Source organism: Paenibacillus sp. JT31N11 (genome assembly GCF_056269285.1).
Genome location: NZ_JBWDNQ010000001.1, coordinates 503684 through 520032 on the forward strand (window position 1 = coordinate 503684; position 16349 = coordinate 520032).

A 16349-nucleotide genomic window follows, 5' to 3' on the forward strand; every position below is an offset into this window, starting at 1 on the left:
GAATGGAAACAACTGGCGCTGTAAAGAGCGAAACTCCCACGGACACAGTCCGAAAGGGGAAAGGATTATTAATTCTCGGTTTGATGATTGCCATGCTGTTTGCGGCATTGGATCAGACCATTGTCGGTACTGCGATGCCGCGGATTGTTGGGGATCTTGGTGGACTTGGGCTCATGGCATGGCTGACGACAGCTTATATGCTGACCTCCACTGTTGTCGTTCCGATAGCAGGCAAACTGGCGGATTTGATCGGAAGACGGGTCGTCTATGTGACTGGCCTTGTCATTTTTATCGGGGCATCTGCTTTGTGCGGAACCGCGCAGGATATGACCTGGCTCATTATTTTCCGCGCGATGCAGGGAATCGGCGGCGGTATTATTATGCCGATGGCCATGATCATTATCGGAGACATCTTCACCGGCAAGGAACGCGCCAAGTGGATGGGAGCTTTCGGAGCCGTATTCGGATTATCGTCCGTCATTGGACCTCAGGTCGGGGGCTGGATCGTCGATTCGCTGAACTGGCGCTGGGTGTTCTATATCAATCTTCCCGTAGGACTTCTTGCCGTCGTTCTGATCGCTCTGGCACTTCCGAAGCACAAAACAGAAGGCAAGGTTGTTTTTGATATACCGGGCATGCTTACCATGATTGTCGGTGTTGTCAGCCTGCTGCTGGCCCTGACATTCGGCGGTGTGGATTACCCTTGGGCTTCGTGGCAGATCATTGGATTGTTCGCTCTGGCTGCTGTGGCTATCGCCGCCTTCCTTATGATTGAAGCAAAAGCCCAGGAACCGATTCTTCCGCTCAAGCTGTTCAAAAACCGGGTATTCAGCACAATCAACGCGATCGGTTTCTTGATGTCCGTCGGCATGTTCGGCGCGATCATGTTCGTTCCATTGTTTATGCAGGGTATTGTCGGGATCAGCGCTTCCGCATCCGGCACGGTCATGACGCCGCTCATGATCACCATGATTATTACCAGCATTATTGCAGGGCAAATTGTATACAAGATCGGGATCAAAATACAGATGATCCTTGGTATGATTATTATGGCGGTAGGATTCATGCTGCTTACGACCATGGATATTAATACAACCAAGCTCAGCGCATCGGGCATTATGATGGTGATGGGCTTCGGCATGGGATTCGTAATGCCGCTTCTGACGCTGGCTTTGCAGGAAAGCTTCCCTAAATCGGAGCTGGGCGTCGTAACCTCCTCCAGCCAATTTTTCCGCTCCATCGGGGGGACCTTTGGTATGACGGTGCTTGGCGCCGTGATGAACAGCCAGTCCGGCAAGCTTCTGACGAAGGATCTGCAGCCGGTGCTCACCGGCATGGATGACCAGACGGGTACTGCCGCCAAGATGATTGACGGCATTCACAGCGATCCGCAAAGCGTCTATTCCATGCTGCTGAGTCCGGATATTCTCAAAGCGCTGCCGGCGTCTTTTGTCGAGAAGGTATCGCCTATATTGAAGCACACGCTGATCAGTTCGCTGCAGCATGTGTTTTGGGTCGGTCTTGCTTTTATCATATTAGGCGTTGTGATGAGTCTGATGATCGGCAAAATCAAGCTGTCGCAGCCGGATAAGAAATCCCGCAAAGAAAGAAAAGAAGCGGCACCCATGATGCACTAAAGGAAATGTCTGGAAAAACAACCCTTCCCAGTTATGGAAGGGTTGTTTTTTTGTGTTTACGTCCGTCATCCGCACATATTTTGCCCTTCGCACACAAACAATGAGTGTAACTCGAAAGGAAAGCAGGCGGTTCTAAATGATGAACAACCGGATAAAACGGATGGCGCTGATCCTGTTGCTGCTGATCAGCGTACAGATGAGTTACCATACGGCTGCCGATGGGCTTGAAGGGGCAATAATCCAAGACGCTGGAAGCCCTGAGGACAGGCAGGTTGCCATCGTCATTGACGACTTTGGCAATGGATCGGATGGAACGAAGGAAATGTTGAATTTGCCTGTTCATTTCACCGTCGCTGTCATGCCTTTCATGCACATGACCAGGCATGACGCGGAAATGGCGCATAAACGCGGCCATGATGTGCTGGTGCATATGCCGATGGAACCGAACAGCGGCAAACGGGAATGGCTTGGTCCCGGAGCCATTACCTCGGCCTTAAGCGACAAGGAGGTGCGCCATCGGACGGAAGCGGCCATCAAGGATGTTCCGTATGCCATCGGCATGAACAATCATATGGGATCGAAGGTAACGGCGGACGAGCATATCATGCGCATCGTCCTGACAGTAGTGAAGGAACACGGGATGTTCTTCCTGGACAGCCGCACCACCTACAAGACCGTAATTCCCAAGATCGCTGCGGAGCTGGGTGTGCCGCTGCTCTCGAATGATGTTTTTCTCGATGATGTTTATACGGAAAGTCATATCGCCAAGCAGCTGGGCATCCTGCACAAGCATATGGATTCTCATGCGACGGGCGTTGCTATCGGGCATGTCGGTGTTCCGGGCAAGAAAACAGCCGCAGTACTCAAGGTTACCATCCCGAGGCTGCAGCAAAGCATGAACTTCGTCCGGCTTTCCGAGATGCTCACCCCCTCATCGGAGAAGGACATAATTCCGCACCCCTGATGCGATCGCGTCGGCAATTTCCTGCTGCCGGCGGGGATCTGTCAGCATCCGGCGGTCTCCGGCGTGGCTGATAAAGCCCATTTCGACAATGACGGCCGGTTGTTTGACAACATTGAGCAGATAGAAGGGTTTGCCGATCACGGGTAATCTGTTGGTGTTCTGCTGGCGGTTCAGGGAATCTTGGATGCAGAAGGCCAGCAGTGCGCTTTCCCCTTGGTCCTGATGGAGCACGAGAGGACCATAGCGTTTTGGATTCCTGGTCCAGTTGACATGCAGGCTCACCATAAGCCGGCTGTGAATCTCGCCGGACAATTGGCTGCGCTGGGACAAATCGCGCTTATGCCGGGAGCGGCTCGAATGCCAGCGGTTGTCATCGCTTAAGGCGTAATCGCCATCCCGGTTAAGGACGGTACGGATGCCATAGCCCCGCAGCAGCACATAGAGCTTCTTGGCTACAGCAAGGTTGATGTCCTTCTCGAGCAAGTCTTCATAATGGGCACCGCCATCTATGCCTCCATGGCCTACATCAATAATGACGTCGGTTGTCGGCAGAGCTCTGTGGTATTCAGGTATAACGCCAGATTTACGCACTTCAGGTCCATAGCTGGTATCCGCCGAAGCTTCTTGTTGAAAACCGAGGCAGCAGAAGCTGGCCAGGCAGATCGCAGTTGTCCGGAACAGCCATTTTTTGAAATAGATCTTTGTCAGATAACGCGGTCGTTGGAGCATCTTAGTCATTCCTCCACTATCAGGTTCACTCTCCTTAGACTGGCACAGATGAAGGAAACTCATTCATGTTTGAGCGAAACAATTGAAGGGGAGACTAAAGGTAATGAATGAACATGCGGTGAAGGCGTAAACGTAGAAGGAAGGAGGCGAAGAAGATGGCAGATAGCGATGAGTGGGTCAAATATGTGACCGAGCAGTTTGTTCAATACGTGGAAACATCCAAGGATGAACGCAAACAATCACGCCAAACAGCCAAAGCTTCACGCGAGCCTTGGCTGACGAAATGGTTTGGAATTGCGCCTCTCGGCGTCGCGCTCTGGTGGCGCAGCCGAAGCGGAAGATAAAAATCAGTCTTCAATCCGCCATTATTGATAGAAAAGGCCATTGCCAACCAGCATTTCCAGCGGGACATAACGCGTGCCCTGCTGATCGAAAGCTACGTAAACGTTTTGGTTATTCCATGCGTGGTACCCGACGGCAGGCCAGACATGGAGAATAGTCTGATCGAACAGCTCGGCTGTATATCGTAATTTCGCCTGATCATCCAGAAGCTTGAGCAATGAGCCTGGCTGTTCAATCATGAGCGGAGATTTTGTCAACCACGGCATGGTTTCATAGGGATCGAATGCGCTGTTTAAACGGGACCCGGACAGGCTTGTAAGTGTGCTTGCCTCTTCGTCCGCAGCAAGGTCCAGTGGCTTGACTGACAGCTGCTTCTGCCACATGGCATCATTGACCGGAAGCGCCCCGCCGGTCCAGGCATCCAGATAATAGGCTTGTCCATCAGGGGCATCCCATTTCCAAACCGCCAGCAATGGATGGACGTATATACGTTCCAGCCGGAGCGGCTTTTTTGTTGCTTCGGCATAAGATTCAATAAGTCCTTGCCGTACCAATGAAAGGTACAGCGTATTGGGATCAAAAATTGGGTGGCGCCCGACACCGTATTCACCGAGGGCATATCCGCCCTGCTCAGTGGCATTGACAATCATGTAGCCGATGGGCTGACGGTCCAGGATGATCGTGACAAGATAGCCATGTGTGCCCGGACCAAGCGGAACAATGGCAGATTCAGCGTTTTTCCAGGTATGAAATTGCTGCTGCTCAGACAAAATATCCATCCATGTTCGTACCTGCGTCTGCAGCTGTGATGGATTCTCAAGAGATAAAGAAGCATTCGCTTCCGCTGCGGCCGCTGCCGAAACATGGCTGCTGACCATGAGCAAAATAATGGCGGCGAATAACGGAGTTCGTTTGTGCATGAGCTATCACCTGCTTCTTTCATGGGTTTGGGTCATAACGTCATTGTAATCAAGCCTGTCTGAAAAGGGTGTTGGAACCTGTCGCGCCGAAGCGGACAAGCTCCGTTCTTTTTTTGCCGTATTGCTGCGAAGAAACCAAGGATCCTCCGGTTTCCTGTCGTTTCCGGTGTCAGCCGATTCCTTCCAGATAGAAGATTCCGCAGTTTATGGCGGATACACTCACCCGCGGCTCGTACTGCCAGCGGATTTCATCCTGCCTCCGCTGAAACTGCTCGGTAATGAGCGTCCGCTGCTCCTCGTCAATGGAAGCAAGCAGAGGCTCATAATAGTGATGGAGAGTGACAAGCTCTTCATCGAGCCTTGCCGCAGCTGCAGCCGCCCAGGCGTAATCGTAGGTCTTCAGCTTCCGCTCCAGCGTTTGCTCCGCGATGGTCGCCGCTTTGTTAAGCGTTAATGCGTTTTTGGCGGTGTGTATATTGGGCGGCAGCTTGGGTGTCATCCGATGCTGCGTAATCCGGTCGTAAAAGCGTTCCACGCATTGTCCGGTTGCCAGCGAAACGCCAAAGGAGTGAATTTCCTCCCGTTTCATATCGCAGGCGAATTCCACTTTCAAATTCACTCCAAGCCACGCGGTATAAGCCGTGGATTGGAGAGGGTGGGCGCTGCGCTTCTCGGGCTCCTGGAACAGACAGACGTAGCTGCCGTTATGCCGGGCGGAATCGAACAGCTGCTTCAGCTTGTGAGAGCCGTAATGCAAATCCTCGCGCGGCACTCTCGCCGCCGTATTCAAGGTGCCGTGAAGGAAGCCGCGCGTGCGGCTGAGCGCGGCTTCCGCCGCCTGATCCGCTTCGGATGGAGCGGCAGCTTTCTCGGTGCGGACTTTCTCCTGCGCGGCAGCCTCGTCATATTTCTGCTTGTCGGTAACAAGCAGCAGCGACATTGTTTCGGGCTCAGCGCCGGTTCGGTCGATGAACCCCCAATAATAGGTCCGGTTCATGAGCTCCCGGTCCGCTTTGGGCGAAAGCTTGACCAGGTAATGCGCAGGCGATTTCTCCATTACATGACAATTTGTTGCTTCCAGATAACGCTGGACAAATTTATGGACCTGACGCTCATTCAAGGTCTCACCTCCTGGCCTACTGCATCCAGCATGGCATCAATGGCTTCAAGTCCTTGGGACGATTCGGATTCTACTTCGCTGCGGATCCGGTTCAGGGAGTTGCCCAGATCGTCGATCTGTTTGCGCAGCTCCGCGGAGTTCCCGGACTCCAGCATGACGCGCGCCAGCTTCTGTTCGAGCGTTTCTTTCTTGTCGAAACGTTCCAGAATATGATCCAGCTCGCCGATTACCAGCTCGAAGAGATTGATTTTCTCATGCAGCAGGGACACAATATGCTCCTCGATCGTTCCCAGCGTACACAAGTTGAAAATGTTCACGTCGCTGGTTTGACCCAGCCTGTGGACCCGGCCGATCCGCTGCTCAACCCGCATCGGATTCCAGGGCAGATCAAAGTTGATCATGTTGTGGCAGAATTGGAGGTTGATCCCTTCGCCCCCTGCCTCGGTTGCAATCAGCACCTGGGCGCGGCCGCGGAATAAATCCATCATCCAATCTTTCTTACCCCGATTCATGCCTCCGCGATACGGTACGGCGGTAATATTTTGCGAACGGAAATACTGCAGCAGGTATTCCTGCGTTGCGCGGTACTCCGTGAAGACAATCACCTTGTCATCCATGGCGCGTACGAGCTCCAACGTTTTCTCCGCCTTGGTGTTGGCCTGAATGCCGCGGATGACTTCGACCAGCTCCCAAATCTTGGCCCGTTTAGGCGAATCCTCGGGCGTCTTCTTGAACATATTCACCAAGGTAAGGAAGACGGCGTCGCGGCTGCTGCACACCTCGCGCTGGAGCGTGACCAGCGAAAGCATGCTGCTCAGATCGCCATCGCTTTCCTCATAGCGTTCTTTTACGAATCTCGTCACGGCATCATAAAGCGCCTGCTCTTCATTAGAGAGCGAAAGCGGGATATTTTTGACGATCCGTCTCGTAAAGTTGATTCCGCCGTCGCCGCGGCGATTGCGGATCATAACCGTAGACAGCGTTTCCTGCAATTGGCCCTCATTCTTGGGAATACGCTTGTCCACGACAAAATTGCTGGCGAATTCGCTTTGACCGCCAAGCTGTCCGGGCTTGAGCAGCGTAATCAGGTTATACAGCTCGTCCAGGTTGTTTTGTACGGGCGTTGCGGTCAGAAGCAGGCAATACTTTTTACGGAGCAGATTGACGAACTGGTAGTTGGTTGTCTTTTTGTTCTTGAGCTTATGGGCTTCGTCTATAATGAGCAGATCGTAATCCTGGCTCAGCAGCATATCCCGGTGCGGATCTCTTTTCGCCGTATCGATGGAGGCCACGACAATGTCATGCTGCCAGGTATGCTCTTTCTTCTGGGCGATTGCGGCGATACCGAATTTCTGATTCAGCTCGCGCACCCACTGGAGAACGAGTGAAGCGGGTACCAGAATAAGCGCGCGGCGGACGAGCCCCCGAACAAGATACTCCTTGAGGATCAGACCGGCTTCGATTGTCTTGCCAAGCCCCACCTCATCAGCGAGAATGGCACGGCCGCTCATCTCGTGCAGCACCTTGCGGGCGGTGCTGATCTGATGCGGCATCGGCTCAAGCGCGGGCAGGCTGCGTATGCACTGGAGATCGTCGAAGCTGCTGATCAGCTTGGTCTGCTCGGCTTCGACAGCCAGCTGATACATGGTCCAGTCGTCCCATGGACCGTTGCGGTCGACTTTGTCCTGAAGCTGATCGAACCAGCTGCGGTCAAAATAAAGCGGAGCATTCGGATGCAGTTTGCGGCCTGCAGGACCAGGACCGGAAGTGGACTCCGACTGCTGCGGATGGTTTGTAGAGTGGGCCATGAAGGACTCCTTTCCGAGGAAGGAATTGGATTGATTGTCCTTAGTATGACCTTCAAGCCGGCAATTCATAAGAGGGTCGGAGAAATAATGGCAGAAGGTGCGTCCGGCGCAAGGGCCGCACCGTCAATCCTATGGACGGCGGAGCCGGATGATGTCTCGTAAGTCAGCTTAATCTGCGGACGTTATTACTCTTGCAAACCGACTCTGAACGAACTATGATTTAGATGATATTGAGCGAGAGGAAGGAGAATAACCATGAAGAAGCTTCATTACAAGCAGCCGGCTCATTCCTGGGTGGAGGCGCTTCCAATAGGAAATGGCCGGCTCGGGGGGATGATCTTCAGCGGGGTGGAACAAGAACGGATTCAGCTGAATGAGGATACGTTATGGTCCGGAAGCCCGAGAGAATTCAATAATCCTCACGCGCTGGAAGTGCTGCCGGAGGTCAGACGTTTGCTCGCCGAAGAGAATTTCATGGACGCTTACAAACTGTCCAGAGAAATGCTGGGCCCATATACGCAATCATACCTTCCGCTTGGCGATTTGCATCTTCAATTCTATCATGGGGATATTGCAGGTTCATATGAACGCAGCCTGGATATAGAGAGAGCGCTTTCTTGTTTGACCTATCAGATTGGAGAGGTGACCTATACCAGGGAGACCTTCGCCTCCTACCCGGATCAGGCGATCATTATGCGTTTGCAGGCCGACCGTCCCGGTATGATCAGCTTCAGCGCCCGTCTGACAAGCCAGCTGCGCTCCCGTACGAGTCAGGAGGATCAGCAGCATGTTCTGCACGGGACAGCTCCCGAGAATGTGGATCCCAGCTATTATCCAACCGACCGGCCAATCGTGTATGGGGATGGCGCGTCGAACAGAGCAATGAGCTTCACAGGACGTCTGGGCGCAGTAAATACAGGGGGCACACTCCATACCGATGCCGATGGGCTGCATGTGTCGGATGCGGACTCCGTTACGCTATTCATTGGCGCCGCAACAAGCTTTCAGGGCTTTGACAGGATCCCTTCGGTCGAGGGGAGAAATCCGGCTGTAATCACGGAAGAGCAATTAAGCGCTGCCATGATCAAATCATATGAAGAGCTTCTTAAGTCCCATGTAGATGATTACCGCAGACTTTTTGATCGTGTAGACATTCATTTGGGAAATTCTTCAGCTGCCGCAAGTGTGCCGACCGACCGGCGAATTGAAGAATTCGGAGCCGCTGATCCGGCGCTGGTTGAGCTGTTGTTTCATTACGGGCGTTATTTGATGATTGCCAGCTCCCGTCAGGACAGCCAGCCTGCCAACCTGCAGGGGATATGGAATCAGGAGGTGAGGCCGCCCTGGAGCAGCAACTATACGATCAACATCAATACGCAAATGAATTATTGGCTGGTGGAGAGCTGCAATCTGTCGGAATGCCATGAACCATTAATGCAGATCATTGAGAATTTATCGGTCAATGGTGCCTCAACCGCCAAGGTCAATTATGGGGCCAGAGGATGGACGGCTCATCATAATACGGATATTTGGTGCCTGACATCGCCGGCTGGGGATTACGGCCATGGCGATCCGTTGTGGGCGTTGTGGCCGATGGGCGCCGCGTGGCTGTGCCAGCATCTATGGGAGCATTACAGCTTTACGCAGGACGATTCTTTCTTGCACGGCCGCGCGTTTCCGGTGCTGAAAGAGGCAGCCCATTTCTACCTGGATTGGTTGATTGAAGATGAATCGGGCAATCTGGTTACAGCCCCGTCAACCTCGCCTGAGCATAAGTTTGTAGCGCCTGACGGTTCGCTTGCTGGGGTCAGCCGGGCGTCGACAATGGATATGGCGCTCATCTGGGAGCTGTTCACCAATTGTATTGAGGCTTCTCTGAGACTGGATGCCGATGAAACCTTCCGCGAGGAATTGACCAAAGCGCGCGAGCGGCTGCTGCCTCTGCAGATCGGACAATACGGCCAGCTTCAGGAGTGGAGTCTGGACTTTGAGGATGAAGACGTGAATCATCGCCATGTGTCCCATCTTTACGGTGTTTTTCCTGGCCGTCAGCTCACTGGAGAAGATACGCCGGAGTGGTTCGCCGCAGCGGAGCGTTCGCTTGAGCGGCGGGGGGATGATGGAACCGGCTGGAGTCTGGCGTGGAAGGTGAATTTGTGGGCGAGGTTCATGGACGGCAATCGGGCGTTTGCCCTGATTTCCAATTTGCTTCGTCTGGTCGAAGATAAAAAGAATACGAATTATCACCATGGAGGGGTGTATGCCAATTTGTTCGACGCCCATCCGCCATTTCAGATCGATGGCAATTTCGGCGTTACCGCTGGCATAGCGGAGCTGCTGCTGCAATCCCAGAAGGGATTTATTCACCTGCTGCCGGCTCTTCCGGATGTTTGGGAAAGCGGCTGGGTAAGAGGGCTCAAGGCAAGGGGAGATTTCGAAGTGGATCTCGCTTGGGATAGCGGCCGCTTGAAGGAGGCTGCCATAACTTCGGGACAGGGAGGGCGTTGTCTGGTGCATGCAGACTCGTCCGTTATTGTGTCGGAGAATGGCAGAGAAATCGCTGCGGAGCTTATGCCGGGCAGCTTGATTTCATTTGATACCGAACCAGGTAAAACGTACACGCTTACGGCCGTCGAAAGCTCTGTTGTTTCCTGATGGTTGCGTAGCGGCTGGGATGAAAGCAGGCCTTCTCTCAAAAGGGAAGGCCTGCTTTACGTAAACCGGGCTGTAATGGAATCCTTCCATGGAGGACGAAATCTGTATTCAAAGGACAAATTTTAAAAATGAACTTAATAAAGGTTTTTTTTACAATTAAAACCTTTATAATGGATATTAATCCAAGAGAAACCAGCTATCGACGCCCTTTGGCGGCAAAGCGCGTTATTCCGACAACAAACTTATAGAAATTTATAGCGCTGAACATATAAAATTCTATACGTTTATAACTCAACTTTCGCAGCCGCGAAAATTGAGTTTATCAATACACGATTCAGGGGAGGTGTTTCATTATGACTTATTCATTTTTGATGATGCCGCCAACCGTTCGATGGATAATCGTTATACTGGGTGTGCTGCTTTTTTCGCTTCTGTTTTATATGGATCATAAGGAAAAGAAGAGGAGGAAGATGAAGGAAATAACTGGAAAATCAAATAAGGATGTGGATTGATAAAGCCGAATGCTCTGTTAAATGTAATGCAATGCGATGCAATGAACCACTCTCCTTGTAAGGAAGGTGGTTCAGATGCAGGGCGGCAGCATATTGCCGCATGAATCAATAACGGGCTTAGCCCGATTTGGTCTGGAGAGAGGTACCCTTGCCATCAAGCCGCCCCGTCCTACAGAATACGGGCCAGATTCCGGTAAGCCTTCGGGGGTATTCCTTCGCTGCTGCGGAATAAGCGGCTGAAATAATGAATATCCGGATAGCCAACCTGCGCTCCAATCTCTCCTACCGACAAATTCGTCTCCCGCAGCAGCCTTCTTGCCTCCCTGTGCCTGAGCATCTGCACATATTCCCCCGGGGGCATGCCTGCGACCTTCTTGAAGACCTTGATCATATGATCCTGATTCATAGCAAGCTGCTCGGCCAGAACCGGATTGGACCATGAAGCAGCCGGGTCTGCCTCCATGGCCGTCATCATTTCCAGAATCCGGTCGCCCTGAAGCGGCAGGTTGACGGGATTGTAAGTTCTCTGCGCGCGCAGCAGCAGCCCCAATACCTGCAGCATCAGCGCTTTGCAGAGTAAGTGATAAGCGGGCGGGCGCATCGTAAATTCATGCACGATCTGCTCCATCAACTGGACGCATAATGGGGTAGGCGTGTAGACGAGCTTCTCCGAAAGCGGCTCGAAGCCCTCGGCAAGGGCTTCCACTCCGAACTTGATTTCCTGGACGGCCGCTTCGTTCACGACCATATCCACCTCGCTCACAATATCCAGCTCATCCTGAAAATCAAAATGAATGCCCATAAACTGCGCATAGGAAGAAAGCACCTCATTGCGGTGGTAAACACCCGCCGGGATAAAGATTAATTGTCCGGGCGCAATATCGTGGCGCTCGCCGCCGATCCAGGTGGCAGCTTGTCCCTGTCGGACATAAAGCAGCTCAAAGTCATAGATCCGCCTGCCATCGAGCGGACCCTCCGGCATTTTTTGAAATTTGGCATAATGCACGCTGGGTGACCAGTCGCGAAAGGGAACCTGCTTGCGAAGAGGATATAGGAAACCGGAATTGTCCAAAAATTGATCTCCTTTCGCTAAATATTTCAGGCTGTTCTATTGTTAAAATAGCTTTAGCTATTACTTATTTAACATAAATGACGTTTCGTTGGCAAACGGTATTGTCCAAATACAGGTTATGGGAGGTTTTAATGATGAAAAAAGGAATCAATATTTGGTCGTTTCCGGACGGCATGCCCATTGCAGAATGCATCCGGATCGCCAAGGATGCCGGGTTTGACGGCATTGAACTGGCTTTGACCGAGGGCGGCGAGCTGGGTCTTGACATTAAGGACTCCAAGATCGGCGAAATCCGCCAATTGGCTGCGGATGCCGGTATTGAAATCAGCGGGCTCGCGACAGGCTTATATTGGGATTATGCCATGACCAGCGACGACGAGGCGATTCGTGACAAAGCGGTCTCCATTTGCAAAAAACAGCTGGAGCTTGCGGCAGCTTTTGGCGTTGACGCTATTCTCGTTATTCCAGGCGGCGTTGGCGTTGATTTTATCCCCGGATACCCGGTTGTACCTTATGATATCGCTTATGACCGCGCACTGGCGGCGATTAAGCTGCTGGCCGCGGATGCCAAAGCCGCAGGCGTTCACATCGGTATCGAGAATGTCTGGAACAAGTTTTTGCTGTCGCCGCTGGAAATGAGGGGCTTTATTGATGCCGTGGGTTCGGACTTTGTCGGCTCCTACTTTGATGTAGGGAATGTGGTTTATTCCGGTTATCCCGAGCATTGGGTGCGGATTTTGGGCAGCCGGATCAAGAAGGTGCATTTTAAGGATTACCGCAGAGAGGCTGGAGGCCTGGTCGGTTTTGTGGATTTGCTGGCTGGCGACGTCAACTACCCGGCTGTGGTCGAGGCCCTTCGGGAAATCGGCTATGCGAACTATGTGACGGCGGAAATGATTCCTTCGTATACTCATCATTCCACACAGATTATCTATAATACGTCCCGTTCCATAGATGCGATTTTGAACGATTCGGCAAGAGCTTAAGGGAGGATGAAGAGACGATGCTAAAGGTTGGACTGATCGGCTTCGGATTTATGGGCCACATGCATATGGAGAACTATGTAAGGCTTCAGGCAGAGGGAGTGGAGGTGGAGCTTGTCGCCATTTGCGATCTTCTGATCGAGGAATTGAAACATCAGAAGGTGGAGGGCAATATCGCGACGGATTCCCAAATCACCGATTTGTCGAAATACCGTCTGTATGCGGACATTGAAGAGATGCTCAGCAGCGAGCAGCTGGATATGGTCAGTATCACGCTTCCTACTTATTTGCACGCCGACTTGACCTGCGATCTGCTGAACCGCGGTTATCATGTGCTCTGCGAGAAGCCGATGGCGCTGAATTCCGCCGATGGCAGACGGATGATTGCAGCAGCGGAGCAAAGCGGCAAGAAATTGATGATTGGTCAATGCCTGCGCTTCTGGCCGGCTTATGAATATTTGAAGGAAACGGTGGATTCCGGACGTTTCGGCGCAGCTACAGGGGGGTACTTCTTCCGCGGCGGCGCGACACCGGATGGCTGGTTCCGAATTGGAGAGAAAAGCGGCGGCGCGATGCTGGACATGCATATCCATGACACGGATGCCATTCACTGGATTTTCGGCAAGCCTGAGAAGGTATTGTCCATGAGCCGTAATGTGGTGCCGGGCAGCGGCTACGATATCGTATCGACCAACTACAGCTATGCGGACGGTAAAGTTATCAATGCCCAGTGCGATTGGACCCTGCAGGGGGATTACGGTTTCTCGATGGTGTACAGGGTTAATTTTGAAAAGGGCAATATCGTATTCGAGAACAATCAGGTGAAAGTAAATCCCAATGACGCTCCCGGCTTCATCGCCGAGCTGTCTCCGGATATGGGCTACTACCGGGAAATTCGTTATTTTGTGGAATCGGTCATGAACGATACTCCGATCACGACCGCGGAGCCTGCGAGCACGCTTGGTTCGCTTGAAATCATTGAAGCCGAGATCCTCTCTGCCGACCGCAGGGGAGAGGCGGTAACGCTGAGGAGCAAAAACGAACCGTCACCGCAGGTTTAATAGTAAGAAGAAACCGGCTGAATACCGTCCATCGGAGGCGGCCGGTTTCTTCGGTTTTAGTACCACAAGGAGTGCAAAGATGTAAATTCATACGTTCTTGGTGTTCCAAAAAGGCGTTGAACTTCCAACGCCTTTTTTGCTATTTTCCGCGCTTTAACATCCTCTCAATTGAAAGCTATACCAGTCTGTTTTTCAGCCATAGACGATATATGAGGTAGACCAGCAGCAGGAAAGCGCTGTATATGCCAATGACCAGGAATGCGTTTGAGAGATCGGAGAATATATTTTTTCCGAGGTATGAGAATACCAGCATCGCCGGTATTTTGCCTAAAGAGGAAGCGGCCGTGTAGGTGAGGAGATTAATGGACAGAAAAGCAGGATAGATATTGACGATGGCTTGCGGAAATACAGGAATTATTCTGGCCAGGAAGATGACCAGAAACGGATTCTTTTCCATCAAAACCGTCCATTTCTCAAGCCTTTTATATTTAGCCAGGTAGGCTCTGCCCTTCTTCTGAAAATATATGCGCACAACCAGATAAACAATGACTGATGCGGTGGAAGCCGCAGCCCAACTGATCGCAGCGCCAATAAGCGGTCCGTAGATAAAGCCGAGCATGCCGATAATAATCTTGAAGGGCAGCACGGGGAACAGCAGAAAGCACAGGCTGAGCAAAAACATAGTCAGATAAGATGGACGGCTGTACATCATCCAATCGGTTATTTCCTGCCTGTAGATCAGCAGGCATATAATTGCGGCCGCATAGATCAGTATGGTCTGCCATAATTTCATTGCAATCTCCTTATGGGTTGAAGCGTTGAGTTTATCTTATCTTCGTACAACTCAATATCTATCTGTGGAGCTTATCAAATCGGCTTTTTCCTAAGCTTCCATCAACGCCAGCTTATTCGCCAGCATTCGTGAGATATGCGTTTGAATTTGTTCCAATTCGTTTTGTTTTCTTTCAATCTCCTGCATTTTTTGACGGAGAATCTCAACCTTCCTTGATAGGGATAGCTCATTTGCCTCATCGGCTTGAATCACTTCTTTTATCTCCGATATCGTAAATCCTGCAGTCTGAACCTTTTTGATCAACTGAAGATGCTCAACTGCCTCCTGGCAGTATTCACGATAGTTATTTTCTCCTCGCTGTACATGGCGTGCATCCAGAAGACCTTCCTTTTCATAAAATCGGATGGCGGGAGCCGTTAAGCCTGTTTTTTGTGCCAACTTATTAATTCTCATGAGAATCACCCCAAAAAAGGATTGACCTTCAACTATACTTTATAGTTTATACTCTACTCGTCCAGCAGCACCATGTCAAAATGCAAGAAGAAGAGAAGGAGATGCATAATGAGTACTATTCGAGCCATTGTTGTTTGTCCTGCAATCGAAGGACGTCTCAAGATTGACAATGTGGAGTCGCCCTGCCCTGCTTCATCTGAAGCACTTGTTCGTGTCTCTGCCGTATCGCTCAATCTTGGCGAGGTCCGCACCTCAACGAGAGCGTCTGCGGGATGGCGGCCAGGGTGGGATCTGTCAGGAGTAATCGAACAACCGGCAGCAGATGGATCTGGACCGCCAATCGGAACAAGAGTCTTTGGAATGGTCCCTTCCGGATCATGGGCAGAATTTGTGGCTGTTCCAACGGCCTTTTTAGAGGAGATTCCCGAAAATGTCACTTTTGCTCAAGCTGCTGCGCTGCCCGTCGCTGGCCTCACAGCTTTATATGCTCTGGAGAGAGGCGGGTTTCTACTTAATCGCAATGTCCTGATCACCGGAGCATCGGGCGGTGTAGGCCATTTTGCCTGCCAGCTGGCTCATCAAGCAGGCGCTGCAGTTACTGCGCTTGTACGGCGCGAAGAACGCGCCGCGAGTCTCCGAAAGACAGGAAGACTCAATATAGTCGTTGGAGAAGACGCTGCTGCAGCTCATTCATCAGGGCCTTACGATTTCATCGTGGATACGTTGGGTGGAAAATCGTTAAGCATTGTTTCGTCTTTTCTCGAATCCGGCGGCCGCTGTGTTAACGTTGGAGCTGCAACAGAGCCTGAGATGACATTAGAAGACCGGCTAAAGTCCGTACCCGATGGTGTACTTGTCCTTGATGGGATTGGAGACCGGCAGGGTGTATCTAAGGATCTCGGCCGATTAGCTCAGATGGTTGCTGAGGGACGATTGCATCCGCAAGTGGCCCAGGAGTCATCCTGGACTGAAATTGCTGAGGTTGCCCAAAGCCTCTTAAACCGTCGTATCGCTGGCAAGGCGGTGCTTTCTGTTTCTTAATAAGACATTTTACAATCACTGGAATGGAAGAAATGATCATTGGTACCGGGAGTGGCTGCATGGTTTATTCCGGATTTGAATTTAGGGTAGAGTGGAGCAGCTGTGCAGACAGCTGCTCCTTTCTTATTATAGACCCGGCACTTGAGTCACTCCAGGGCCGAAGGGAGCAGGCGATACTTCCCCTTAACCAAGGAAAGGCATCCACCACGAGCGGGAAATTTCGAATAACCGGGAGTTTGTGTGTGTTTGCTATTGACAC

Annotated in this window: 14 protein-coding genes; 7 read left to right on the forward strand and 7 right to left on the reverse strand. The window is 51.7% G+C overall.

Going from position 1 to position 16349, the window contains the following annotated elements; all coding sequences use genetic code 11:
- Positions 1-2: 2 nt before the first annotated feature.
- Positions 3-1637, forward strand: coding sequence for an MDR family MFS transporter (locus tag AC0YNV_RS02375; RefSeq protein ID WP_475765505.1), 1635 nt, complete (start codon positions 3-5; stop codon positions 1635-1637).
- A gap of 136 nt (positions 1638-1773) precedes the next feature.
- Complete coding sequence (locus AC0YNV_RS02380; RefSeq protein ID WP_475765507.1) at positions 1774-2601, forward strand: divergent polysaccharide deacetylase family protein; 828 nt, start codon at positions 1774-1776, stop codon at positions 2599-2601.
- Here the strand turns inward: AC0YNV_RS02380 and AC0YNV_RS02385 are convergent.
- Complete coding sequence (locus AC0YNV_RS02385) at positions 2569-3330, reverse strand: N-acetylmuramoyl-L-alanine amidase family protein (protein ID WP_475765509.1); 762 nt, start codon at positions 3328-3330, stop codon at positions 2569-2571. The two genes, AC0YNV_RS02380 and AC0YNV_RS02385, sit on opposite strands and share 33 nt — an antisense overlap.
- 155 nt (positions 3331-3485) lie before the next feature.
- On the opposite strand from AC0YNV_RS02385, the gene AC0YNV_RS02390 reads away from it, so the two are divergent.
- Positions 3486-3674 carry a YqzE family protein gene (locus AC0YNV_RS02390; protein ID WP_210039538.1) on the forward strand — a complete coding sequence of 63 codons (189 nt, stop codon included), beginning with the start codon at positions 3486-3488 and terminating at the stop codon, positions 3672-3674.
- A 21-nt stretch (positions 3675-3695) separates the two neighbouring features.
- Here the strand turns inward: AC0YNV_RS02390 and AC0YNV_RS02395 are convergent, their stop codons facing one another.
- The 3 genes from AC0YNV_RS02395 to AC0YNV_RS02405 all read right to left on the reverse strand — a co-directional run bounded on the left by AC0YNV_RS02395 (position 3696) and on the right by AC0YNV_RS02405 (position 7520).
- On the reverse strand, positions 3696-4592 hold the full coding sequence (locus AC0YNV_RS02395) for a hypothetical protein (RefSeq protein ID WP_475765511.1): 897 nt from the start codon (positions 4590-4592) through the stop codon (positions 3696-3698).
- Positions 4593-4761: 169 nt separating this feature from the next.
- Complete coding sequence (locus AC0YNV_RS02400) at positions 4762-5712, reverse strand: YqhG family protein (RefSeq protein ID WP_475765513.1); 951 nt, start codon at positions 5710-5712, stop codon at positions 4762-4764.
- Positions 5709-7520: a DEAD/DEAH box helicase gene (locus AC0YNV_RS02405; protein WP_475765515.1), complete on the reverse strand. Its 1812-nt coding sequence runs from the start codon at positions 7518-7520 to the stop codon at positions 5709-5711. The genes AC0YNV_RS02400 and AC0YNV_RS02405 overlap by 4 nt, the downstream gene beginning before the upstream one ends.
- A 255-nt stretch (positions 7521-7775) precedes the next feature.
- Between AC0YNV_RS02405 and AC0YNV_RS02410 the strand changes: the two genes are divergently transcribed.
- On the forward strand, positions 7776-10175 hold the full coding sequence (locus AC0YNV_RS02410) for a glycoside hydrolase family 95 protein (RefSeq protein ID WP_475765517.1): 2400 nt from the start codon (positions 7776-7778) through the stop codon (positions 10173-10175).
- Between the two features lie 681 nt (positions 10176-10856).
- Here AC0YNV_RS02410 and AC0YNV_RS02415 read toward each other — a convergent pair.
- Positions 10857-11759, reverse strand: a complete 903-nt coding sequence (locus AC0YNV_RS02415) for a helix-turn-helix transcriptional regulator (protein ID WP_475765519.1) — start codon at positions 11757-11759, stop codon at positions 10857-10859.
- 134 nt (positions 11760-11893) lie between these two features.
- On the opposite strand from AC0YNV_RS02415, the gene AC0YNV_RS02420 reads away from it, so the two are divergent.
- A complete protein-coding gene (locus tag AC0YNV_RS02420; RefSeq protein ID WP_475767265.1) occupies positions 11894-12745 on the forward strand; it encodes a sugar phosphate isomerase/epimerase family protein in 852 nt (283 codons plus the stop codon).
- Positions 12746-12762: 17 nt separating this feature from the next.
- Positions 12763-13803 (forward strand): Gfo/Idh/MocA family protein, encoded by a 1041-nt coding sequence (locus AC0YNV_RS02425; RefSeq protein ID WP_475765520.1) that lies wholly within the window; start codon positions 12763-12765, stop codon positions 13801-13803.
- Positions 13804-13978: 175 nt separating this feature from the next.
- Here AC0YNV_RS02425 and AC0YNV_RS02430 read toward each other — a convergent pair whose 3' ends face one another.
- Complete coding sequence (locus AC0YNV_RS02430) at positions 13979-14596, reverse strand: TVP38/TMEM64 family protein (protein WP_475765522.1); 618 nt, start codon at positions 14594-14596, stop codon at positions 13979-13981.
- Positions 14597-14686: 90 nt separating this feature from the next.
- Entirely contained in the window at positions 14687-15049 is a 363-nt protein-coding gene (locus AC0YNV_RS02435; protein WP_475765524.1) for a MerR family transcriptional regulator, read from the reverse strand.
- Between the two features lie 108 nt (positions 15050-15157).
- Between AC0YNV_RS02435 and AC0YNV_RS02440 the strand changes: the two genes are divergently transcribed.
- A complete protein-coding gene (locus AC0YNV_RS02440) occupies positions 15158-16090 on the forward strand; it encodes a zinc-binding dehydrogenase (protein ID WP_475765526.1) in 933 nt (310 codons plus the stop codon).
- Positions 16091-16349: the final 259 nt, after the last annotated feature.

Coding starts and splice junctions, on each gene's coding strand:
- AC0YNV_RS02375 (WP_475765505.1), top strand. CDS start 3: ATGGAAACAACTGGCGCTGTAAAGAGCGAAACTCCCACGGACACAGTC.
- AC0YNV_RS02380 (WP_475765507.1), top strand. CDS start 1,774: ATGATGAACAACCGGATAAAACGGATGGCGCTGATCCTGTTGCTGCTG.
- AC0YNV_RS02385 (WP_475765509.1), bottom strand. CDS start 3,330: ATGCTCCAACGACCGCGTTATCTGACAAAGATCTATTTCAAAAAATGG.
- AC0YNV_RS02390 (WP_210039538.1), top strand. CDS start 3,486: ATGGCAGATAGCGATGAGTGGGTCAAATATGTGACCGAGCAGTTTGTT.
- AC0YNV_RS02395 (WP_475765511.1), bottom strand. CDS start 4,592: ATGCACAAACGAACTCCGTTATTCGCCGCCATTATTTTGCTCATGGTC.
- AC0YNV_RS02405 (WP_475765515.1), bottom strand. CDS start 7,520: ATGGCCCACTCTACAAACCATCCGCAGCAGTCGGAGTCCACTTCCGGT.
- AC0YNV_RS02410 (WP_475765517.1), top strand. CDS start 7,776: ATGAAGAAGCTTCATTACAAGCAGCCGGCTCATTCCTGGGTGGAGGCG.
- AC0YNV_RS02420 (WP_475767265.1), top strand. CDS start 11,894: ATGAAAAAAGGAATCAATATTTGGTCGTTTCCGGACGGCATGCCCATT.
- AC0YNV_RS02425 (WP_475765520.1), top strand. CDS start 12,763: ATGCTAAAGGTTGGACTGATCGGCTTCGGATTTATGGGCCACATGCAT.
- AC0YNV_RS02430 (WP_475765522.1), bottom strand. CDS start 14,596: ATGAAATTATGGCAGACCATACTGATCTATGCGGCCGCAATTATATGC.
- AC0YNV_RS02435 (WP_475765524.1), bottom strand. CDS start 15,049: ATGAGAATTAATAAGTTGGCACAAAAAACAGGCTTAACGGCTCCCGCC.
- AC0YNV_RS02440 (WP_475765526.1), top strand. CDS start 15,158: ATGAGTACTATTCGAGCCATTGTTGTTTGTCCTGCAATCGAAGGACGT.